Origin of the sequence: Sulfitobacter aestuariivivens (genome assembly GCF_014763045.1) — a bacterium.
GTDB classification, from domain to species: Bacteria; Pseudomonadota; Alphaproteobacteria; order Rhodobacterales; family Rhodobacteraceae; genus Sulfitobacter; species Sulfitobacter aestuariivivens.
Map to the genome: position 1 here is coordinate 17279 of NZ_JACTAG010000003.1, position 22577 is coordinate 39855.

At 60.0% G+C, this 22577-nt stretch carries 21 protein-coding genes; 10 read left to right on the forward strand and 11 right to left on the reverse strand.

The window, feature by feature from the left end; genetic code table 11:
- Positions 1-53 precede the first annotated feature (53 nt).
- A complete protein-coding gene (gshB, locus tag H9Q16_RS17970) occupies positions 54-989 on the forward strand; it encodes a glutathione synthase (protein WP_191076865.1) in 936 nt (311 codons plus the stop codon).
- Entirely contained in the window at positions 986-1909 is a 924-nt protein-coding gene (locus H9Q16_RS17975; protein ID WP_191076866.1) for an alpha/beta hydrolase fold domain-containing protein, read from the forward strand. Before gshB ends, H9Q16_RS17975 begins: the two co-directional genes overlap by 4 nt.
- On the opposite strand, the gene H9Q16_RS17980 is transcribed toward H9Q16_RS17975, so the two are convergent.
- From H9Q16_RS17980 to cobU, 4 genes are all read right to left on the reverse strand, one after another.
- Complete coding sequence (locus H9Q16_RS17980; RefSeq protein WP_191076867.1) at positions 1875-3389, reverse strand: YifB family Mg chelatase-like AAA ATPase; 1515 nt, start codon at positions 3387-3389, stop codon at positions 1875-1877. The genes H9Q16_RS17975 and H9Q16_RS17980 overlap by 35 nt on opposite strands.
- Positions 3390-3506: 117 nt before the next feature.
- Positions 3507-4190: a glutathione S-transferase gene (locus H9Q16_RS17985; protein WP_191076868.1), complete on the reverse strand. Its 684-nt coding sequence runs from the start codon at positions 4188-4190 to the stop codon at positions 3507-3509.
- Between the two features lie 60 nt (positions 4191-4250).
- A complete protein-coding gene (locus H9Q16_RS17990; protein WP_191076869.1) occupies positions 4251-4832 on the reverse strand; it encodes a histidine phosphatase family protein in 582 nt (193 codons plus the stop codon).
- The gene (gene cobU, locus H9Q16_RS17995) at positions 4829-5350 is read right to left on the reverse strand and encodes a bifunctional adenosylcobinamide kinase/adenosylcobinamide-phosphate guanylyltransferase (protein WP_191076870.1); all 522 of its coding nucleotides are present in this window, start codon (positions 5348-5350) and stop codon (positions 4829-4831) included. Before cobU ends, H9Q16_RS17990 begins: the two co-directional genes overlap by 4 nt.
- Positions 5351-5442: 92 nt before the next feature.
- Between cobU and H9Q16_RS18000 the strand changes: the two genes are divergently transcribed.
- From H9Q16_RS18000 to H9Q16_RS18020, 5 genes are all read left to right on the forward strand, one after another.
- Positions 5443-6321: an RNA polymerase factor sigma-32 gene (locus tag H9Q16_RS18000; protein WP_191076871.1), complete on the forward strand. Its 879-nt coding sequence runs from the start codon at positions 5443-5445 to the stop codon at positions 6319-6321.
- A gap of 88 nt (positions 6322-6409) precedes the next feature.
- Complete coding sequence (locus H9Q16_RS18005; RefSeq protein WP_191076872.1) at positions 6410-6919, forward strand: GNAT family N-acetyltransferase; 510 nt, start codon at positions 6410-6412, stop codon at positions 6917-6919.
- 85 nt (positions 6920-7004) lie between these two features.
- Positions 7005-8198 (forward strand): bifunctional phosphopantothenoylcysteine decarboxylase/phosphopantothenate--cysteine ligase CoaBC, encoded by a 1194-nt coding sequence (gene coaBC / locus H9Q16_RS18010; protein ID WP_216859498.1) that lies wholly within the window; start codon positions 7005-7007, stop codon positions 8196-8198.
- A gap of 2 nt (positions 8199-8200) precedes the next feature.
- Positions 8201-8653 carry a dUTP diphosphatase gene (gene dut, locus H9Q16_RS18015; RefSeq protein ID WP_191076873.1) on the forward strand — a complete coding sequence of 151 codons (453 nt, stop codon included), beginning with the start codon at positions 8201-8203 and terminating at the stop codon, positions 8651-8653.
- Positions 8653-9708, forward strand: a complete 1056-nt coding sequence (locus tag H9Q16_RS18020) for a HesA/MoeB/ThiF family protein (protein WP_191076874.1) — start codon at positions 8653-8655, stop codon at positions 9706-9708. The genes dut and H9Q16_RS18020 overlap by 1 nt, the downstream gene beginning before the upstream one ends.
- Before the next feature lie 73 nt (positions 9709-9781).
- On the opposite strand, the gene H9Q16_RS18025 is transcribed toward H9Q16_RS18020, so the two are convergent.
- Positions 9782-10990: a trans-sulfuration enzyme family protein gene (locus H9Q16_RS18025; protein ID WP_191076875.1), complete on the reverse strand. Its 1209-nt coding sequence runs from the start codon at positions 10988-10990 to the stop codon at positions 9782-9784.
- Positions 10991-11086: 96 nt separating this feature from the next.
- On the opposite strand from H9Q16_RS18025, the gene H9Q16_RS18030 reads away from it, so the two are divergent.
- Positions 11087-13102 carry a M3 family metallopeptidase gene (locus tag H9Q16_RS18030; protein ID WP_191076876.1) on the forward strand — a complete coding sequence of 672 codons (2016 nt, stop codon included), beginning with the start codon at positions 11087-11089 and terminating at the stop codon, positions 13100-13102.
- 77 nt (positions 13103-13179) lie between these two features.
- Here H9Q16_RS18030 and H9Q16_RS18035 read toward each other — a convergent pair whose 3' ends face one another.
- Genes H9Q16_RS18035 through H9Q16_RS18060 form a run of 6 tightly spaced genes read right to left on the reverse strand, consistent with a single transcriptional unit; the run spans position 13180 to position 19753 of the window.
- Positions 13180-14109, reverse strand: a complete 930-nt coding sequence (locus H9Q16_RS18035; protein ID WP_191076877.1) for an NAD(P)-dependent oxidoreductase — start codon at positions 14107-14109, stop codon at positions 13180-13182.
- Positions 14106-15251 carry a rod shape-determining protein RodA gene (gene rodA / locus H9Q16_RS18040; protein ID WP_191076878.1) on the reverse strand — a complete coding sequence of 382 codons (1146 nt, stop codon included), beginning with the start codon at positions 15249-15251 and terminating at the stop codon, positions 14106-14108. Before rodA ends, H9Q16_RS18035 begins: the two co-directional genes overlap by 4 nt.
- The gene (gene mrdA / locus H9Q16_RS18045) at positions 15248-17191 is read right to left on the reverse strand and encodes a penicillin-binding protein 2 (protein WP_191076879.1); all 1944 of its coding nucleotides are present in this window, start codon (positions 17189-17191) and stop codon (positions 15248-15250) included. The genes rodA and mrdA overlap by 4 nt, the downstream gene beginning before the upstream one ends.
- Before the next feature lie 4 nt (positions 17192-17195).
- Positions 17196-17735, reverse strand: coding sequence for a rod shape-determining protein MreD (locus H9Q16_RS18050; RefSeq protein WP_191076880.1), 540 nt, complete (start codon positions 17733-17735; stop codon positions 17196-17198).
- Complete coding sequence (gene mreC / locus H9Q16_RS18055; RefSeq protein ID WP_191076881.1) at positions 17732-18658, reverse strand: rod shape-determining protein MreC; 927 nt, start codon at positions 18656-18658, stop codon at positions 17732-17734. The genes H9Q16_RS18050 and mreC overlap by 4 nt, the downstream gene beginning before the upstream one ends.
- A gap of 48 nt (positions 18659-18706) precedes the next feature.
- Positions 18707-19753, reverse strand: a complete 1047-nt coding sequence (locus H9Q16_RS18060; RefSeq protein WP_191076882.1) for a rod shape-determining protein — start codon at positions 19751-19753, stop codon at positions 18707-18709.
- Between the two features lie 169 nt (positions 19754-19922).
- Here H9Q16_RS18060 and H9Q16_RS18065 point away from each other — a divergent pair, with 169 nt between their 5' ends.
- Positions 19923-20507 (forward strand): VOC family protein, encoded by a 585-nt coding sequence (locus H9Q16_RS18065; protein WP_191076883.1) that lies wholly within the window; start codon positions 19923-19925, stop codon positions 20505-20507.
- A gap of 97 nt (positions 20508-20604) precedes the next feature.
- A complete protein-coding gene (locus H9Q16_RS18070; protein ID WP_191076884.1) occupies positions 20605-22356 on the forward strand; it encodes an adenylate/guanylate cyclase domain-containing protein in 1752 nt (583 codons plus the stop codon).
- Positions 22357-22577: the final 221 nt, after the last annotated feature.

A 22577-nucleotide genomic window follows, 5' to 3' on the forward strand; every position in this document is an offset into this window, starting at 1 on the left:
TTGCACTGACCTCTCTGCTGCGCCATCTAAAGAGCAAAAGCAGGGAGAGCCGCATGAAAATCGCCTTTCAGATGGACCCGATCGGGGACGTGGACATTGCCGCCGACAGCAGCTTTCGACTGGCAGAAGAAGCGCAGGCACGCGGGCATGAGCTGTTCTTTTACGGCCCTGACCAACTTGCCTATCAGGAAGGTCGGATCACAGCGCGCGGGCAGGATTTTTCCGTCCAGCGGGTACAGGGGAATCATGCGCACCTCAGCCCGGAGCGAGAGGTCGATCTGGCGGACTTTGACGTGGTCTGGCTGCGTCAGGATCCGCCCTTTGATATGCATTACATCACGTCCACCCACCTGCTGGACCGCCTGAAAGAGAGCACGCTGGTGGTCAACGACCCATTCTGGGTCCGCAATTTCCCAGAAAAGCTGCTGGTCCTCGACTTCCCGGACCTGACGCCGCCCACAACGATTGCGCGGGATTTGCAAACCATCAAGGCGTTCAAGGCCAAGCACGGAGATATTATTCTCAAGCCGCTCTACGGTAACGGTGGCGCAGGAGTTTTCCGTCTGGACGCGAATGACCGAAACCTCGTTTCCTTGCACGAGCTTTTCACGGGGTTCTCGCGCGAGCCGCTGATCGTTCAGAAGTTCTTGCCCGCCGTGTCCAAGGGTGACAAGCGGGTGATCCTTGTGGACGGCGACGCCGTGGGTGCGATCAACCGCGTTCCTGCCGAAGGCGAGACGCGGTCGAATATGCACGTTGGCGGTCGACCTGAAAAAATCGGGCTTTCTGCACGTGACAAGGAGATTTGCGAGCGCATCGGCCCACTTCTGAAAGAGCGCGGTCAGATCTTTGTCGGAATCGACGTCATCGGCGACTACCTGACTGAGATCAATGTGACGTCGCCCACAGGCATTCAGGAACTGGAGAGGTTTGACGGCGTCAACATCGCCGGCAAGATCTGGGAGGCGATCGAGGGCAAGATTGCGTGAGCTTGCTGCGCCCCGTTCTGAACACCTATCTGCGATTGACCGAACGGCGGCACATGGCACGCAGCACGCCGCAGGGCCTACGCGTTTCGTTCGAGCGCAAGGCGCGGTTGTTGTTTCATGCCCCGCGCGGCACCCAGCAGCAGTGGATACGTCTGCAGGCCGGTCAGCGGCTGGTTCATGCGTTGGATATCGTGCCACGTGTTCACAGTTCGGATATCGTGATCTTGTACATTCATGGTGGCGGCTTTGTTTTTGGCAGCCCGCGCACCCATGCTGCAATGGTTGCCCAACTGGCGCGGCGATTGGGCGCGCGCGCGGTCTTGCCGAAATACCGACTGGCGCCCGAAGCGCCTTATCCGGCGGCAGCGGAGGATGTGCGCGCCGCCTGGAAAGGTTTGCGTGCTACCGGCGTGCCTGCGTACAACATATTCATCGGCGGGGACAGCGCGGGAGGGGCGCTTGCCTTGGGCCTGATGTCGGAACTGGCCCGCGAGGGCGACGCGATGCCCGCAGGGGTTTTCTGCTTTTCGCCGCTTGCTGATCTCACGTATTCGGGCAAGAGCTTTGCCGCAAATGCGCAGCGCGAAGCGATCTTGCCGCCCGAGCGTGCCGGCGAAATGACCCGTCATTATCTTGCCGGTCACGCGGCGGATGACCCCAAAGTCAGTCCGCTTTTTGCCGATTTCATCGGTGCGGCACCGCTGTGGCTTACCGTTGGGGACAGCGAAATCCTGTGCGATGACGCACGCGGAATCGCGCAGCGGGTCAGGGATCAGGGGGGAGATGTGACGTTTGTCGAAGAACGGGATCTGCCGCATGTCTGGCCGTTGTTTCACAACATTCTGCCAGAGGCACGGCACACGCTGAACACCCTTGCAGCATGGATCACCCAGAGGCGGGCGTCGCAAGGCGAAAACTGACCGCTTCGGACATATGCGGTTTGCGCACCGTTTCCGAACCATCCAGATCGGCAATGGTGCGGGCCACGCGGATCACCCGGTGATAGCCCCGCGCGGACAGATGGAACCGCTCAGCAGCGCGGGTCAGCAGATCGCGGGCTTCGGTGTCGGGGGTGGCGATTTCCTCCAGCATGTCGCCTTCGGCATCTGCATTGACAGACATGCCATCCAGATCGGCGAAACGGTTCTGCTGACGCCTCCGCGCCGCAGCCACACGGTCTGAGACAACTTTTGACGTATCGCCACTTGCGGGCAGGTCCAGATCTGTGAAGGAAACGGGCGGCACGTCAACGCGCAAATCGAAGCGATCCATCAACGGGCCGGAAATTCGGCCCATATAGTCTTCCCCGCAGTGCGGCACCCGGGCGCAGGCGCGGGCCGGATCGCTCAAATAGCCGCACTTGCAGGGATTTGCGGCCGCCACCAGCATGAACTTACAGGGGTATTTCACGTGGGCGTTCGCCCGGGCAATCATCACTTCGCCGGTCTCGATGGGCTGGCGCAGGGTTTCCAGAACGGTGCGCGGAAACTCGGGAAACTCATCCATGAAAAGGACGCCGTTGTGGGCTAGGCTGACTTCGCCAGGCTTGGCCTGCCTGCCGCCTCCTATGATCGCGGCCATCGACGCGGTGTGATGCGGTTCTCTGAAAGGGCGCGCCCGGGAAATGCCGCCTTCGTCCAGCAACCCGGCGAGGGAGTGGATCATCGAGGTTTCCAACGCCTCTGGCGCAGTCAGCGGGGGCAGGATGGAAGGCAACCGCGCGGCCAGCATGCTCTTGCCGGATCCGGGCGTGCCAACAAACATCAGATGATGCCGCCCGGCCGCTGCAATTTCGAGCGCGCGTTTGGCGCGTTCCTGGCCTTTCACGTCACGCAGATCGCGGCCCATGGGCGCTGCGGCGACTTCACCGGGTTCCGCTGGGTTGAGGGGGCTCTGGCCGGTATAATGGCGCACGACATCGCCCAGAGAGGCCGCCGCAATAACTTGCGCATTGCCGACCCACGCAGCTTCGGCGCCGGACGCGGCCGGGCAGAGCAGGCTACGGTTTTGGGTCGCGGCAGCCATCGCGGCGGGCAGGGCCCCCACCACCGGGACAAGGGTGCCGTCGAGTGACAGCTCTCCCAGCGCCACAACGTTCTGAACCACATCATCGGGCAGGATATCCAGCGCCGACAAGAGCGCCAGCGCGATGGGCAGGTCAAAATGGCTGCCTTCCTTGGGCAAATCTGCCGGGCTGAGGTTTACGGTGATGCGTTTGGAAGGCAAGGCGATGGCCATGGAGGTCAGCGCGGTGCGCACCCGGTCGCGCGCCTCAGACACGGCTTTGTCGGGCAGACCGACAATGGAAAATGCAGGCAGCCCCGCTGTCACGGCGCATTGCACTTCGACCATTCGGGCCTCAACCCCCTGAAACGCCACGGTGTAGGCGCGTGAAACCATGTGGACCCATCTTTCCCGTCTTCGTGGTTAATGGGTAGGTCAGGGGTATTTAGGAATGGTTAATGCCTGTGGCCGGTGATCGTGTGGGCCGGTTCAGGGGAGACCGCATGGACTGCGTTATTTCTCAGGCCAGGTGCGCGTCGGCAGGCCCATGTCATAGGGCAGCGGGTCGTATGAAACCTTTTGGCCCTCGGCGCGCCAGGCTTTGAAAACGGGGTCTGCAATAGTGGCGTTGCAATAGGCGCGTGCGCTATCCGAGACCGGCAGGTCATACCCGATGATGCGTGCGGCGACGGGGGCAAAGAAAACATCCGCCAGGGAATAGCGCCCGAAAAGCCAAGGGCTGTCTGCGTCTCGGAAGGCAGATGCGTGCTGCCAAAGTGCCTCGATCTGCCGAAGGTCCTCTCGCACGTCGTCAGAGACCCCGAAGCCGACATTCACATGGTTCAATTGCATCGGGCAGGCCCCGCGCAAGGCCCCAAATCCGCTGGTCATGGATGCGCATAGCCAGCGTGCGGTGGCACGTGCCGCCGCATCCTCAGGCCACATTCCTGCGGCCGGATGCCGTTCGGCCAGCGTTTCGGCCATCGCAAGGCTTTCGGCAACGACTGTTCCTTCAGGGGTGCGCAGAACCGGGACAAGTTGAGCCGGTGCCAAATCCGCCATGTCCTGCTTCATTGTGCCGGTATAAAGTCCCACAAGGTGTGTTCTGTGAGGCAAGTTGAACTTTTCCAGCATGAGCCAGCCCCGCAAGGACCAGCTGGAGAAGGTGCGATCGCCGATGTAGATATCATATGTCATGCCGCGTAGGCTAAGCTCTGGACAGGGCTGAAAACAAATGCAGATTTGTGGCGGTGCCGATCACGGAAGGTGATTGATCTGTTCTGCCTGCCAGCCCCCCGACGCATGGACCAGTGTGGTGACCGAAAGGTTATCGATCTTGTGACCCATCGCCTTGACCGCGTCCCCGCCCAGTGCGCGCTGCACTTGCGTGAGAATGGTTCCGAAATGCGCCACAGCGATGATGTGTTGGCCCGGATGGGCTTGTGTCAGGCGGTCGACGGAGGCGGTGACGCGGGCTGCTGCAGCATTCCAGCTTTCGCCGCCGGGTGGTGCGGTGTCGCCCGGACTTTCCCAATAGGTGCGCGAGAGCACAGGATCGCGTTCGGCGACGGCTTTCCATCCCAGGCCGTCCCATTCACCAAAGTGAAGTTCACGCAAGTCGGCCTCGTGCCGCAGGCGGTTCCGGCCTGAGGCTGCCAACACGTCCGCCGTGGCGCTGGCGCGCACGAGATCAGAGGAGATCAGAAGTGCGTCGGATGGCAAATGTGCGCTAAGCCGCGCGATCTGAGCGGTATCAGACAGGTCCGCCGGGACGTCGCGCCAGCCGACAAAGGATTTCTCGTGCGTCGGCCCGTGGCGAACCCAGTGCCACGTGGTCATGGCAAGGTCCCCTTTAGGGTCAGGGGCAGCCCGGCTGTGACAAGAACGGCAAGGTCCGCATGCGCCGCAAGCGCGATGTTGAGCCGACCCTGGGCATCGCGGAATTGCCGGGCAAGTGCGTTGTCCGGGACGACGCCATGACCCACCTCGTTGGAAACCATGACCCATTTGGCCGCACAGGATTGAAGCGCCAGAAGCAGATCGTCCTGGGCCGCAGCCAGATCAGTTTCGGCAAGCATGTGGTTGCTGAGCCACATTGTGGCGCAGTCGATCAGAACAATTGAGTCACCGTCCAGAGCGGCCAGCGCGGGAGCCAGATCAAACGGTGCTTCGATTGTCTGCCATCGGTCATTTCGTCGATCTTTATGGATTTTTATGCGCTGATCCATTTCGGCATCGCGGGCTTGCCCTGTAGCAAGGTAGTTGAGCGTTAAGTCGCTCGACTCGCAAAAGGATTCCGCCCAAGCGGATTTTCCAGAGGCTGCGCCACCTAGGACGAACGTGCCTGATGGCAACATTTTATTAACTCTCAAGTGAACCAAATCGAGGTTGATGCGTATATCTTAAGAAGCGCGACCTCAAGTTGTGCCGAATTCAGGGGGTAAATGCGATGACACTTCAAACGGCACGAGACTTTTCTCTGACGAGAACCGCGATGAAAGCTGAACTGCTTGATGCGGAAACGGAACTGGCGCTGGCGTACGCCTGGCGCGACCATCAGGATGAGGCAGCGCTGCATCGATTGATCCAGGCGTATATGCGTCTTGCGATCTCCATGGCGTCAAAGTTCAAGCGGTATGGCGCGCCGATGAATGATCTGATTCAAGAGGCTGGTCTGGGTCTGATGAAGGCGGCAAACAAGTTTGACCCTGATCGGGGCGTGCGGTTTTCGACCTACGCTGTCTGGTGGATCAAAGCCTCCATTCAGGACCATGTGATGCGCAACTGGTCGATGGTGCGCACAGGGTCCACGTCTTCGCAAAAGTCACTATTTTTCAACATGCGCCGGGTGCAGTCGCAGCTTGAGCGTGAGGCTGCCGCCAGTGGAGAGACGCTGGACCGGCATCAGCTGCGTCAACTGATCTCAACCGAAATCGGGGTGCCGCTGCATGATGTTGAAATGATGGAAGGGCGCCTTTCCGGGTCTGACTATTCGCTTAACGCCACCCAGTCGGCAGAGGATGAGGGGCGTGAGTGGATTGATGCGCTGGTCGACGAAAGCGCACAGGCGGCAGAACAGGTCGAGGAAAGCCACGACACCGCGCAACTGCGCGACTGGCTGGTGACGGCAATGCAATCGTTGAACGAACGCGAACAGTTCATTGTCCGTGAACGCAAGATGCGCGACCAACCGCGTACGTTGGAAAGCCTGGGCGATGAATTGAGCCTCAGCAAAGAGCGGGTGCGCCAGCTTGAAGCGGCCGCCTTTATCAAGATGCGCAAGTCACTTGAGGGGCAGTCCCGCGAAGTATTTCATTTCCTGAACTGATGCGGCGGGCCTTCGGGCCCGTTTTTCTTGCAGGTCAGATGACAGGGAATCACATTGACCCTTGCGTGGATCATGGCATCTATCTGCCATGACACTTCGAACGGCCGACATTTCAGACGCTTCGAGCATTGCTGCGATTTCTATCGAGGTCTGGGTCGGCACGTATCTGAAACGCGGTGTGACCGCGTTCTTCGCCGATTATGTGTTGGCGGAATTCACCCCGACCAAGACCAACGCCCTCATTCGTGACCCAGACCAATTCATTGTCGTGTCCGAGAACGAAGATGGGATCGACGGGTTTGTCCGGGTGTCGTCAGCCAGCTTGGCTGCTGTTGATGGCCTGTCAAAGTACGAGATCGCCACCTTTTACGTGCAGCCGCGGCACCATGGCAAAGGCATCGGAAAACGCCTGCTGGCCGCGGCCCTGGACCATTGCCGCGATCAGGCTGCAGCCTGTGTTTGGCTGACCACCAATGCGGAAAATGACCCGGCGATATCGTTTTATCTTGGGCAGGGTTTTGAGCACGTGGGAGAGACGCATTTTGCCATAAAAGATGAGGGCTATCTCAACAACATCTACGCCTATCGGTTTGACTGAGACGCGGAGGTTTGCGGCAGGGCTGGCAGAACACGCCCGCCCGTCCTATTGTCGGCGCTGACCGAAAGCCACGGAAAGGCGCATCATGCTGGCTGGCAAACATATTCTGCTTATCATTGGCGGCGGCATTGCGGCATTCAAATCGCTTGATCTGATCCGCCGATTGCGCGAGCGCGGGGCGCTGGTGACGCCAGTGCTGACAAAAGCGGGCGAGGAATTCGTGACGCCGTTGTCGGTGTCTGCGTTGGCAGGACAAAAGGTTTTCCGCGATCTCTTTGATTTGGGCGATGAGGCCGAGATGGGGCACATCCAGCTGAGCCGCGTGGCCGACCTTGTGGTTGTTGCGCCGGCAACGGCGGATCTGATGGCAAAAATGGCGCAGGGGCATGCCAATGATTTGGCTTCGACCCTGTTGCTGGCCACGGACACGCCTGTCCTGATAGCGCCCGCGATGAACGTGCGTATGTGGGAACATGCAGCGACCCAACGCAATCTTGAAACACTCAGGGCTGACGGGATCACGGTGGCTGGTCCAAATGATGGTGACATGGCCTGTGGAGAGTTTGGCCCCGGGCGCATGGCCGAGCCGCTGGAGATTGTCGCAGCCATTGAGGCAAGTTTAGCAGGCGGTCCGCTTGAAGGGAAACGCGTGCTGGTGACGTCGGGCCCCACGCACGAGCCCATCGACCCGGTTCGCTACATTGCAAACCGGTCCTCCGGGGCGCAGGGTGCCGCCGTCGCACGCGCCCTGTCCGCGCTGGGTGCGCATGTGGTTTTTGTCACAGGACCTGCCGATGTGCCGCCCCCCGATGGGGTCGAAGTGATCGCTGTCCAGACCGCACAACAGATGCTTGATGCCGTTCAAGCGGCACTGCCGGTCGACGCAGGCGTCTTTGCCGCCGCTGTCGCTGACTGGCGTGTGAGCAGCTCCAGCGACCGCAAGCTGAAGAAATCCAAGGATGGTTTGCCAAAGCTGGAATTTGCAGAGAATCCTGACATTTTGAAGACGGTGAGCCAGATGAAGAACGGCCGACCCGCGCTGGTCGTGGGGTTTGCGGCTGAAACCAACGACGTTCAGGATCACGCCACTGCCAAGCGCGAACGCAAGGGATGTGACTGGATTGTCGCCAATGATGTTTCGCCTGGCACCGGGATCATGGGTGGCAGTGAAAATGCGGTGATCCTGATCGACGACAAAGGCGCAGAGAGCTGGCCACGCATGCGCAAGGATGACGTTGCGCAAAAGCTCGCCCAGCGGATTGCAGAGGCGCTGGGCTAAGCGTGGTCACGATTAACTTGCAATGGGTAGAGGGCGCGGACCAAAGCATCGGTTTGCCTGTTTATGCGACCTCGGGGTCAGCAGGGGCCGATTTGCGGGCCCATTTACCGCGCGGCACCATCACCCTGCAGGTCGGAGCGCGCCTGCTGGTACCGACGGGTCTGCGCATGGCTATCCCCGACGGTTTTGAGGTGCAGATCAGACCTCGCAGCGGGCTTGCATTGAAACACGGGATCACCTTGCCCAACAGCCCCGGCACCATCGACAGCGATTATCGCGGCGAGGTGGGGGTGATCGTGCAAAACGGTGGGGATGCTGCGTTCGAGATTACCCACGGCATGCGCATCGCACAGATGGTCGTCGCACCGGTGGTGCAAGCGACATTTGATGTGGTGCCGGAGCTGGACAGCACGGCGCGCGGTGCGGGGGGCTATGGCTCCACCGGGGCGGGCTGATGCTATTCGTATTTATCATGGCAGCGGCCATCTGGTTTTTTGGTGGCGTTGCCGGGATGCCGCGCAAGCTGCGGCTGACCCTTCTGGGATTGCTTTATGTCGCTGTGCTGGGCGTGCAGCTTGTCTTTCCCGAGGGCAACCCGCTGAAGGAGGTCACCGGAGGCAGTGCGGCACTTTGGTTGATATTATGCGGGTTTGGCGTGCTTGTGTTTGGCTATCGCGCCGGGCTCATTTGGTTGCGCGCCCGCGCGTCCGGGCCTGCAAGTTCTCTTCCGGACAAGCCGAAGGGCAACTTTTCGGAAACCGAACTCAACCGCTATGCCCGCCATATTGTTCTGCGCGAGGTTGGCGGGCCGGGTCAGAAGGCCCTGAAAGATGCGGCAGTGCTGGTCATCGGGGCCGGGGGACTTGGAGCGCCGGTGTTGCAATACCTTGCCGCAGCCGGGGTCGGAACCATCGGCGTCATTGATGATGACGTGGTTGATAATGCCAATCTGCAGCGGCAGGTCATTCATCGCGATGCCGATATTGGTATGCCAAAAGTCTTTTCCGCCGAGGCCGCCATGCGCGCGCAAAACCCCTTTGTGACGGTAAGGCCCTACAACCGTCGCCTGACCGAAGACATCGCCGCCGATCTGATCGCGGATTTTGATCTGGTTCTGGACGGCACCGACAATTTCGAAACGCGCTATCTGGCCAACCGCGCGTGCGTTGCCGCAGGCAAGCCGCTGGTCTCAGGCGCGCTGAGCCAGTGGGAAGGACAGCTGTCGATCTTTGACCCCGCACAGGGGGCGCCGTGCTATCAATGTATCTTTCCAAAGGCACCTGCGCCGCACCTGGCGCCCAGCTGTGCCGAGGCCGGTGTGATTGGTCCCTTGCCCGGTGTCATCGGGTCGATGATGGCAATTGAGGCAATCAAGCTGATCACGCAGGCCGGGACGCCACTGCGCGGGCAGATGGTGATCTATGATGCGCTATATGGTGAAAGCCGCACAATTGGGGTGTCGCGGCGCGCGGATTGTGCGGTTTGTGGTGGGCAAGGCGCCCCCCTTTGAGGGTGTACCGAGACGCGGCGGGCAGATTCAGGTATTTTCAAAAGGGTGAAAGCGCGGACGGGTGCGCCAAGGCTCAGAGGACCTGTGAAAGATCCGCGATGATATCCTCGGGGTCTTCCAGCCCGACGGACATGCGGAAAATACCGTCGCCCGCGAAGGCCCTGTAGCTTTCAAGTGCCTCCCCTTGCAAACGGAAGGAAGTTTCCATCAGTCCATTGGTTTCCATCCAGAAAATGAGACTGCGATGGTGGCCGAGGGATACGGCGTAGTGCACGATCTTCAACTTGTCGATCATCGCTTGGGCGACGCGTTCGCCAGCCGCCACATCGCCCACCTGAAAGCTCAGCATGCCTGAAAAGTTCTGCATCTGCGCCTGCGCCAGATCGTGTTGCGGGTGGGATGCAAGGCCGGGATAGGCCACATGAGTGACACCCGGTTGCGCCTCGAGCCATTCGGCCACCGCCTGCGCGCCGCTTTGGTGGGCCCGCATGCGCAGGGGCAGGGTCGACGCGCCGCGAGCGATCAGCCAGGCGTTGAAGGGGGACAGGATTGATCCGTGGTGTATCCCGGCCTCGAGCCGCATTTGTTTGACCAGATCCGAAGTGCCAGCAACAGCGCCACCTACCGCATCCCCGTGTCCGCCCAAGTATTTGGTCGTGGAATGCATCACCAGGTCGATCCCAAGGGCCGCAGCATCCAGCCCCAGCGGCGAGGCAAAGGTCGCGTCACATGACAGCAACGCACCTGCGTCATGAGCCAATGTCGCTACTGCCGAAATATCTGTCAGTCGCATGATGGGGTTAACCGGGCTTTCTACATGGACCAGCTTTGTGTTCGGACGCAGGCCGGCGGCCACTGCGTCAAGGTTGGACATGTCCACTGCAGTGACTTCAACGCCGTAGCGCGGCAGGGTGTCCCGCGCGAGTTCGGCCACCCCGGCGTAGGACACGTCAGATATCAAAAGATGATCGCCCTTGCTGAGAAACGTCAGCAGGATCGCGGCGGCTGCGGCCATGCCGGATGCGGTGCACAGGCAGTCCTCAGTGCCCTGAAGGGCCGCGATCTTGCGTTCCAGCATGTGCACTGACGGGTTTGACCAGCGGGCATAGAGGTAGGGGCTGTCATCTTGCAGATCATGGGCAGAGAACCCCGCGACGCTGTCAGACACGAATGTGGAGGACATATGGATCGCGGGCGCCGAGGCCCCTGTGGTTGGGTCTGGTCCTTCGCCTGCATGAATGGCGCGGGTCATGAGCCCCTCGTAGGTGTTGCGCTTGGTCATAGATCACTCCCTTGGTCTTTGACGGACCGTCGTTCGGCAGGCTGCCGATTGCAACCCCCCGCTACGCGCCCTACCTATGCCGTAAAGGAGAGCTTTATGACAAATCCCCTGCTGCAGGACTGGGACACGCCCTTTGAGGTCGCCCCGTTCGACCGTATCACCGACGAAGACTTTGCGCCTGCGTTGGAGGTGGCGCTTGCGGAGCACAAAGCTGAGATAGATACCATTGCAGCATCTGTGACCGAGCCCACCTTTGATACCGTGATCGGCGCACTGGAAGCCGCAGGCGAGACGCTTGACAAGGTGTTGGGTGCGTTTTTTACAGTCGCCGGCGCGGACAGCAATCCCAAGCGCGAAGAGCTGCAAAGGCAGTTCTCCCCGACACTGGCCGCGCATTTTTCTGATATCTCCGCGAACAAGGCGCTTTTCGCCCGCATCGCCGACTTGTGGGAAAAGCGCGACACGCTGGATCTGACGGACGAGCAGGCGCGCGTTCTGATGCTCACCCACCGTGGCTTCGTGCGTTCAGGTGCGGCCCTGGAGGGCGCTGCTGAGGACCGCATGAAAGAGATCAAGGCGCGGCTTGCCGTGCTTGGAACATCCTTCACTCAGAACCTGCTGGCGGATGAGCGTGACTGGTACATGGCGCTTTCTGAGGACGACCTGGAAGGGTTGCCCGATTTTGTGGTTGCCGCGGCCCATGCGGCTGGAGCGGAGAAGAGCGTGGAGGGCCCTGTGGTGACGCTGTCGCGGTCACTGATCGTTCCCTTCCTGCAATTCTCGCCCCGGCGCGATTTGCGCGAAACAGCCTTTCGCGCGTGGGAGGCGCGTGGCGCGAATGGTGGTGAGACGGACAATCGCGGCATTGCGGCTGAAATCCTGACTTTGCGCGAGGAACGCGCCAAGCTGCTGGGCTATGATAACTTTGCTGCATACAAGTTGGAAACGGAGATGGCCAAGACGCCGCAGGCAGTCCGAAAACTGCTGATGGATGTCTGGGAGCCTGCCAAGGCCCAAGCCGCGGCCGATGGTCGGGTGCTGCAGAAGATGATGCAGGATGATGGCGTGAACGGTGATCTGGCGCCATGGGACTGGCGCTATTACGCAGAAAAGCGGCGGGCGGTTGAACATGATCTGGATGAGGCTGCGCTCAAGCCGTACTTCCAGCTTGATCGGATGATCGACGCGGCGTTTTCCTGCGCTGCGCGGCTGTTTGGGCTGGCGTTCCAGCCGCTGGATATCCCGCTTTACCACCCCGATTGCCGCGCATGGGAGGTCACGCGCGATGGAAAACATGTCGCTGTTTTTGTCGGTGACTACTTCGCACGGGGGGCAAAACGCTCTGGCGCATGGTGCTCGGCGATGCGGTCGCAGGCCAGACACCCCGAGGTGCAGACGCCAATTGTGATCAACGTATGCAACTTTGCCAAGGCTGAGCCAGCTTTGCTGAGTTACGATGATGCGCGCACGCTTTTTCATGAATTCGGCCATGCACTGCACCAGATGCTGTCGGATGTGACCTATGAAAGTGTCAGCGGCACCTCTGTGGCGCGTGATTTCGTGGAGTTGCCCAGTCAGCTTTTTGAGCATTGGCTCGACCAGCCGGAAGTGTTGGGCGAATTTGCGATCCACGCCGAGACAGGGGCACCGATGCCGAAAGAGATGCTCGAAAAGGTGTTGGGGGCGTCCACCTTCGACATGGGATTTCAGACGGTGGAATACGTGGCCTCAGCCCTGGTCGATCTGGCCTTTCATGATGGTCCGGCGCCCTCTGATCCGATGGCGCGGCAGACCGAGGTGTTGGAAACAATCGGCATGCCCGACGCGATCCGCATGCGACACGCGACACCGCAGTTTGCCCATGTCTTTGCAGGGGACGGCTATTCCAGCGGATATTACAGTTACATGTGGTCTGAAGTCATGGATGCGGACGCTTTTGAGGCCTTCAAGCAAGCGGGGGGCCCGTTCGACCCAGAACGCGCCAATGCGCTGGAAACACATATTCTGTCCACAGGCGGGAGCCGCGATGCAGCAGAGCTTTACGTGGCGTTTCGGGGACGTCTGCCCGGGGTTGAGGCCCTACTCAGAGGACGGGGCCTGGCGGCGGCTTGACGGCATAGGTATTTGAAAAAGGGTGAAATGAGAGGGGCTGCATTTCGATTTCAACCTTTTGAAAATACCTGTGCACTTCAGTAGCCTGTTTGGCGGTCCACCAGATGGAGGAGGGATTGGCCTGCTTCGCAGCGACGGATGTTTTCTGCGATCACCTGCGATGCTGTGCCGGCCCGGGTTTCTGCCGCGATATGCGGCGTGACGGTAATGTTGGGATGCGACCAGAACGGATGATCTGCGGGCAACGGTTCGACCCGAAACACATCGAGTGTGGCGTGTGCGATGTGGCGTGCATCAAGAGCTTCAAGCAGCGCGTCGTCGTCAATCAGAGCGCCGCGGCCCGGATTGATGATGCGCCCGCCTTTTGGCATTTGCGCAAGCGTGTGTGCGTTCAGGGTGTTTTCCGTGGCGGGCGTGTCGGGAAGCAGCAGGATCGCGATCTCGGCCCGTGACAGCGCGGCTGTCAGACCGCCGGGTTCATGAAATGTACGCATGCCGGGGATTGATTTGGCGGTGCGTGACCAGCCCGAGACGTCAAAACCGATCCCTTTGAGCGTTTCGGCAACAGCCAACCCCAGGGCGCCTAGCCCCAGCACGACAACCGATCTTTCCGCTGCAAGAGGAGGGACATGCACGTCCCATTGGGCGTCTGTGCGGATGATATCACGGTCCATGTCGAGGTGATACCGCAGCACATGGCCTGTGACCCATTCGACCATGCCTCTGGTCAGACCCGGATCGACCATGCGTGTAAGGGGCATGGTCAGCGTATCATTCCCGACAATCTGTTCAACACCGGCCCACAGGCTCAGCACGGCCTTGCACCGCGTGTAGGGCGTAAAATCGTCCAGATCGCCGCGCGGTGCATAGATGACATAGTCGACCTGGTCGGGTGGTAAATCGGGGGCCAAATGTACATTCAGGCTTGCGGCGTCAAACGCGGCACGCAGGTGCGGCGCGTAGGCTTCCCAGCGCTCGTGCGGTGCAGAAAACAGGACGTTAATCACGATTGTCGCGGCCTGTGGATATGCGCCGATTGCACCAGACCGAAGGCCAGCAGGAGCACCAGCATCGCTGATCCGCCATAGCTGACCAGCGGCAGCGGCACGCCGACAACCGGCGCCAGCCCCATGACCATTGACATGTTGACGGCAAAGAACAGGAAGAAGTTCAGTGCGATGCCAAGGGTCAGCAGGGACGAGAACCGATCTTTGTTCATCACGGCCGTCACCACGCAGAAAATGATGATCAGCGCGTAAAGACCCAGCAGAGATATTCCGCCGACAAAACCGAATTCTTCGGCCAATGTGGTGAAGATGAAGTCAGTATGTTTCTCAGGCAGAAAATTCAGTCGGGACTGGGTGCCTTGCATGAAGCCACGACCCGTCCAGCCGCCTGATCCGAGGGCAATCTTGGATTGGGTGATGTGGTATCCGGCACCAAGTGGATCGACTGCAGGATTGAGAAAGGTATCAATGCGGCGGTACTGATAGTCGTTCAAAAGCTGCCACGATGCACCGCGGGACTGAAACACGGCGATGACCAGCCCTGCCGCCGCCGCGATGACGGTTGCGAAGTATGCCCAATGCACGCCTGCCAGAAACATCAAGCCGCCACCGGCGGTCAGGAGCAGGATGGAAGTGCCAAGGTCAGGCTGCCGCAAAACGAGAAACGTCGGCACCAGAATGATCAGAATCGGCAGCAACACCCAGAACGGTCGCGATGTCTTCTTTGTGGGCAGCCAGTCGTAATAGGCGGCAAGAAACATCACCAGCGTGACCTTCATCAGTTCTGATGGCTGCAGCCGTATGAAACCCAGATCGATCCAGCGCTGTGCGCCCTTGCTTTGTTCGCCAAAGAATTCGACCCCCACAAGCAGCACTAAGGCCATGGCAAAGGCCAGACCCGACAGGTTGCGCCACAGCCAGATCGGCACCATCGCGACGACGATCATGCCGACCAACCCCACGCCAAACCGCTTCATTTGAGGTTCTGCCCAAGGGCTGAATGACCCGCCAGCAACCGAATAAAGCATCAGAAAACCAACGCCGCAGACCGCTGCAAGAAGGATCGCAAGCGGCCAGTTCAGGAAGAGGATCTTGCGAAATCCCGACGGCGTGTGTTTGACCGTATATTCAAGATAGCTCACGCCTGATCCTCCCCATCAAGCGACACCGGCGGGCGCAGGGCACGCAGCTTTTTCTGTTGCTCTTCGATGCGGTCGCGGTCTGCGGTAGGATACGCTTCGAGCGGTGGCGTGCCGCCAGCCAGCGCCTGTAACATAACATCACGCGCAATTGGCGCTGCCGCGGTAGAGCCGCCGCCGCCATGCTCGACCAGCACGGCCACGGCATAGCGGGGGGTTTCATAGGGGGCAAAGCTGACAAAAAGCGCGTGATCGCGCCGTTCCCACGGCAGGTCACGATTGCGCGTGACCCCGCGCGCACGTTCGGCGGCTGTGATATTGCGCACCTGACTTGTTCCGGTCTTGCCAGCCATGCGGAATTCATCGGCAATGATGCGGCTGCGATAGGCCGTGCCACGCCGGTCATTGACGACCTGATACATCGCGCGACGCATCTTGCGCAGGTTGTTTTCGTTCATCCCAAGGGAGCCCGCATTGCCGCTGGGCTGTTCCACGCCGTCCACCGATTTGATGAGCCTTGGACGGATTTCGTTGCCCGTGGCAATGCGTGCAGACATGACCGCAAGTTGCAAAGGCGAGGCCAGCGTGAAGCCCTGCCCGATGGACGCATTAACAGTATCGCCAATCACCCAATCCGCAGATCGTGCCTGACGTTTCCAGGCCTTTGTGGGTGTCAGCCCAGCGGCGACGGAGGACAATTCCAGGTCGTGCCGCACACCCAGGCCAAATCGGTTGGCCATCGCGGTGATTTTTTCAATTCCGACCTTCAGCGCCAGATCGTAGTAGTAGACGTCGCAGGATCGCTTGAGTGACGTGGCCAGATCGACCCAGCCATGCCCCGCCCGCTTCCAGCAGTGGAACCTGCGGCCTGCCACCTCCATATGGCCGGGGCAATAGACCGTCTCGTCGGGGCCGACGAGCCCTTCTTCCAACGCGGCCATAGCGACGACCATCTTGAAGGTGGAGCCCGGCGGATAGGTGCCCTGGACAGTCTTGTTGACCAATGGGCGGTATTTGGAGTTCAGCAGCGGATTGTAATCCTTGGAGGAAATACCACCGATAAAGAGATTGGGATCGTAGCTGGGGCCGGATGCGATGGCCGCCAGATCGCCGTTTTCGCAATCCATGACGATGCAGGCGGCACTTTCGCCATCCAGGCGCGCCTGGACATAACCCTGAAGGTTCGCGTCTACTGTCAGCTGAACGTCTGCACCGGACTGACCCTCGCGGCGATCGAGTTCGCGCATCACCCGCCCGGTGGCGTTGACCTCTACCTGCTTGGTGCCAGCCGTGCCGCGCAACTTGTCCTCGACCCGGGCTTCTACGTTGATCTTGCCGATATGAAAGCGGGGAATGCGCAGGACTTGGTCGGGGTCCTCCAGCGCATCGAGATCCTTTTGGCTGACCCGACCGACGCGCCCAACCACGTGCGCAAAGTCTTCGCCCCGCGGGTAGACCCGCGTCAGGCCGACTTCGGGCGAGATGCCGGGCAGCGCCGGGGCGTTGACCGACACACGGCTGACTTCGTCCCAGCTAACGTCTTCGACGATGGTGACGGGCAGGAACGGGGCAGAGCGCTTGATCTCTTCGAGCGCGCGTTCGTAGGTATCAAGGTCGATGTTGATGATCTGGGCGAGACGCTCCATCACCATGTCGACATCTCCCGCATCTTCGCGGACAATGACGATCCGATAGGAGGGCACGTTTTCAGCCAACCGCACACCATTGCGGTCAAAGATTTCGCCACGGGTGGGCGGGATCAGGCGAATGTTGATGCGGTTTTCTTCTGCCAGCAGCCGGAATTGGTCGGCCTGATCCACCTGCAGATACCGCATGCGGGCGGCCAGTCCCCCCATAAACAACAGTTGCGCACCGCCCAACAACGCGGCCCGGCGGGTCAGCTTGATGTGGCTTGCATCGTTCTCTGCGCGATTGCGTCTCATGCCATCACACCCGTTGTCCCAAAGCGTCCAGATCGCCGGGTGCAGCCTTGCGCACGCCCATCACCCAATGCGTCAATCCAACGATAACCGGATAGACCAGCACCGTCATGCCCAATTCGGACAGCGTGAGGCTTAGCCGGGGGACGGGCACAAGCGCGACGATCAGAACCAGACGATATACGAAGGTAATGGCGCAGATGACGACTGCCACGGTCATCCATTCCACGGCAAAGCTTGCATCACGAAGGGGTCTGCCGCGCGACTTGAGGTTCTCGCATCCTGCGAGTGCCAGCATGGCCCATAGGCCGGGGGGACGTTGGAGCAGCAGATCGGCCAGCAAAAAGGCTAGTGCAAGAATGACCGAGGGCACATACTCAGGACGCCGAAGGCACCACGCACAGGCAAAGGCCAGCAGCACGTCCGGGCCTGCCCAGCGGCGCGGCGTGGTCTCCAGCGGAAGCAGGTGGAAAAACAGGATCACCAGCGCCAGCACAAAAAACGCCGCCCGCATCAGCCACAGCCGGGTGGGGGATTGATCGTTCATTGATCGTCCCCTTCGGCTGGCGCAGTGGCTGGTGCTGGCGCCAGCACAGGGGTCGTGATTTCTGCACGATCCCCGACAACTTTTGCCGTATCCGACACCGGTTCATTGCCGTGATGTCGCATCACCCGCAAAAATTCGAGCCGCTCGTAATCAGCAGCCAGCCTGACCCGCAGGCGGCCACCGGGGTCAGCGGCGACCTGCCCGATCAGCAGCCCGGCCGGGAACACGCCGCCGTCGCCTGAACTGATTACCCTGTCGCCGGGACGCACGAGGTCCGGGTTTTCCAGAAAGTCGATGGGCGGGTTGCCAGAGTTGTCGCCCGCGACGATGGCGCGTTGGCCGGAAGGCTGGATTGTTGCCGGAATACGGCTGGAGGCGTCTGTCAGCAGGATCACCCGCGCGGTGTTCTCTGCCACACCCGAGATGCGCCCCACCAGCCCGATACCGTCCATTGTCGCCCAGCCATCCACCAGCCCGTCCCGTGCGCCCACGTTGAGCAGCACCGATTGCCGGAAGGGCGATCCGCTATCGGCCAGCACGACACCCGTGATAAATGTCAGGCGGGGGTCAAGGCGCACCTTGTTAAGATCCAGCAGGCGCGCGTTTTCCTGCTCTAGCTGCAAGGCGGCTTCCTTCCATGCCTGCATTTGTCTCAATTCGCTGCGCAATTCCTGATTTTGCTCCGCAAGGCGTTGGTATGATTGAAAGTCCCGGATCAGGTTTACCGTGCCGGTCACGGGTGCCATGGCCCAATCAAGGTTTGGAACAAGGCTGTCGGTAATTTGCGCGCGGAACCGCTCGACGCGGGGACTGTCGATGCGCCAAAGCAGAAACGTTGCCCCCAGAAGCAGGATCAGCACAGCCAGGAGCAACCGGCGCATGGGGCCGGTATAGTCGCTGCTGCTGGAACGGTCTCTGGCCATGTCTAAACGCTCCTGCCCGGCGGGCGGGCGTCACTATCCTAACAAGGATCAGCTGTCATAGTCGATGGCGTGGCGCAGTTGTTTTTCGTACTCCAACGCCTTGCCGGTGCCGAGCGCCACACAGTTAAGGGATTCGTCTGCAATCGAAACGGCAAGCCCGGTTTGTTCGCGCAATGCAAGGTCGAGATCACCCAACAAGGCGCCACCGCCCGTCAACATCACGCCCCTGTCCACGATATCTGCCGCAAGGTCAGGCGGAGTGGTTTCGAGCGCTGTCATCACCGCTTCGCAAATCTGCTGCACGGGTTCGGCCAGCGCCTCAGCGACCTGGGCTTGGGTGACCTCAATTTCCTTTGGTACGCCGTTAAGCAGATCGCGCCCGCGGATTTGCATCGACGTGCCGCGCCCGTCGTCAGGCATGCGGGCCGTCCCGATAGAGGTTTTCACCCGCTCAGCCGTGGTTTCGCCCACCAACAAGTTCTGCTGGCGGCGCAGATAGCTGATGATCGCCTCGTCCATGCGGTCGCCACCAACACGGACCGACCGCGCGTAAACGATATCGCCCAGCGACAAGACCGCCACTTCAGTGGTGCCGCCGCCGATGTCCACAACCATGTTGCCAGTGGGATCAGTGATGGGCATGCCCGCGCCGATGGCCGCAGCGATGGGCTCGGCAATCAGCCCGGCGCGGCGTGCACCAGCGGACAAAACGGATTGGCGGATAGCACGTTTTTCCACCGGGGTGGCCCCATGCGGGACACAGACGATGATCTTGGGCTTGGAGAAGGTGGATCGCTTGTGCACTTTGCGAATGAAGTGCTTGATCATCTCTTCGGCGGTATCAAAATCTGCAATGACGCCTTCCCGCATAGGCCGGATGGCTTCGATGGAGCCCGGCGTGCGACCCAGCATCAGCTTGGCGTCCTCGCCTACGGCGAGCACCTTCTTGACCCCGTCCTTGATGTGGTAGGCCACCACCGACGGCTCGCTCAGCACGATGCCGCGGCCCTTGACGTAGACCAGCGTATTCGCAGTGCCCAGATCGATCGCCATATCAGACGAAAACAACCCACGCAGGTTTCCAAACAAAGACATGCCTCAAGTCCTATATGAAATTCTTTTGGCCCGCGACTCTCACGCAGGCTGGCAGATGGCCCTTATAGGCAGGTGCGGGCGAGGGCGAAAGGGGGATTCCACGCCCATTCGGCATGTTGTCGCTTGTGATAAGTGCGTTAACATGCGTGGGTCAGCAAGGGAGCAAGCCATGAAAAAAATCCAGAGCCTTGGGGTGCATCACATTACCCTGACAGGTGCCGGTCGCCAGACCTCCATCGACTTTTGGGAAGGTGTGCTGGGCATGCCGTTCATCTTTGACCAGCCCAATCTGGATAATGCGGACGAAGGGCATCTATATTTTGACCCCGGCGACGGGCGGCTGATCACGATTTTTACCAATGAAAACCGCAAGCCCATGCACGACCGAACCCCGATGGATCCCGGTTGCGTGCACCATATCGCCTTTGAGGTGGATCGCGCGATGTTTGATCAGGTGCTGGATCGGCTGGCAGAGCGTGGCATCGAAAACTCCGGCGTCAAGGACCGGGGCTTCATGCATTCAATCTATTTCAAAGACCCACTGGGGCTGCTGATTGAGCTGGCATGCTACACTTTCATCCCGCCGCGCGGGTCAAACCACGCCGAAGTCATGCTGGAGGCGCATAAACTGCGGGTGGCAGCAGGCGATCCCCATATCCAGCGGCAGCATTTGGCAGACGCCAGCATCATGATTGTCGAGCGTTCGCAGAATTCTCTGAGTGCGGACCGGGATGCCAGAAACCCTTACAGTTGATCGCAGGCCTGAAGGTCTTTTTGTGAAATTTCGGCGTCTTGGTGGGCAGTGCGTTTTGCTTTAGTGTTCCCCTTGATCGCAACAAGGAGCATACCCGTTGGAGCGCAAGCTTGCCACCATCATGATCGGCGATTTCGTCGGCTCCACGGCAGCGATGGAGCACGACGAAGAGGGCGCGCTGGCGCGCGTAATGAACGGGCTTGAGGTTGCCGCAGGTGCCGTCGCCCGACACAAGGGGCGTGTTTTCAACACCGCCGGAGACGCGCTTTTGGCAGAGTTCGACAGCCCTGTGAATGCGCTTAAGGCTGCGATCGAGGCGCGATCCTTGTTGGGCTCTGCTGAGGGACTTACGCCAAAAGATATGCGGTTTGGCATGCATCTGGCAGATGTGGTGCAGGTAGGCGATGATCTGCGCGGGGATGGTGTCAATATTGCCGCGCGTTTGCAACAGCACGCCGAACCAGGCGAGATCGACGTGTCGGCGGCTCTTTATGATCAAGTCCGGCGTGTGTCGCCTTGCAGTTTCTCAGATCTGGGCGAACAGCAGTTCAAGGGGCTTGGCGAACCGATGCGGGTTATGCGGGTTGGCACCACGATGGACCGGCATGTGTATCAAACAGCGCCGACGATCGAGGCCCCACAAACACGCAAAAGGCCCAATTCGATTGCTGTCCTGCCCTTCAGGACCGGCGGCAAGACGGATGAAGATCAGGACTTTCTTGCCGAAGGGTTGACGGATGATATCATCCATGAACTCAGCCTCATCAGATCGCTTTTTGTCAGTTCGCGGACAGCTTCCCGATCTCTGGATACAGATGATCCGGTCATCGTGGGAGATGCGTTGGGCGTGAGCTATGTCCTTGCCGGGGCTGTACGCAAGCTTGGATCGCGGGTGCGGATGAATGTCACGCTGACGCGGACCGACAATGGCGGTGTCGTCTGGACCGATCGGGTTCAGCGTCCGTTTGATGAGTTGCTTGATGCGATGGAAGATGTCTGCGCGCGGGTCGCAGCGACCGTGTCGGGGCGGATTGATCACGAGGGGATCCGCGCGGTGCGCATGAAGCGGCCGGAAAACATGACGGCCTATGAATATTATCTGCGCGGGCTGGACAAACATCGCATGGGAGGCGTTTCAGATGCCCATGCGAAAGAAGCGATAGAATGGTTCCAGCGCTCCCAGCAGGCCGACCCCGGATTTGCAAGACCGCTGGCGATGGAGGTGTGCGCCTGGAGCTACCTGCCTGATTTCGACCTGCAGGCGGCCTCGAACATTCTTGATCGGGCAATGGGGCTCGATACGTCAGACCCCGAATTGCACCGTATCTTTGGCATCGTCCAAATCAAGTTGAACGGCGATTTTGAGGCCAGCCGTCGTCATCACGAACGCGCGCTGCAGCTGGCCCCAAATGATGCCTATATCCTGGGCCGGTGCGCTGCGTTCTATACATTTGACGGTCAACTTGATCGGGCGCTTGATTTGCTTGAGCGCGCTGAAGCATTGGATCCTTTCCTTCCGGTCTGGATTATCGAGGAACGGGTTGCGGCACTTTACGCGCTGGGGCGGTTTGATGAGGTGAACGCTGAGGCGCGCAGCCTTAACTTTCAGACCCGTCGGTCGCGGCTTTATCGGGCCGCCAGCCGCGTGGCGCGTGGTGACGTTCCACGCGCCCGAGCATTGGTGGCTGAGGTGCTGGCAGATGATCCGATCCTGACGACGGAATACGTTGCCCAGCAAGAGTTGTTCAAGGATCCAGAAATCATGAACACGTTGCTGGAACGTGTGAGAACAGCTGGATTGCCGGACGCTGTCTCAGCGACAGGTCCTACGCTGGTTGCAAACCATTAAAGTTTTTTGAAGACCCATTCGAACCCCAATAGCTGTGCTAAGATCCATGGGGGGCTTTGCCCCCCAGACCCCCCAGGATATTTTTGGCCTACAAAAGAAGAGGATCGGGCATCAAAGAAAAACGGGGGGCACACCGGCCCCCCGACCGAAAAAAGCACTTCGTCTTCTTCCGCAGGCACGGCCATCGGCGTCCCCGCCTGTACCGCTAAAGAAGAATGCCG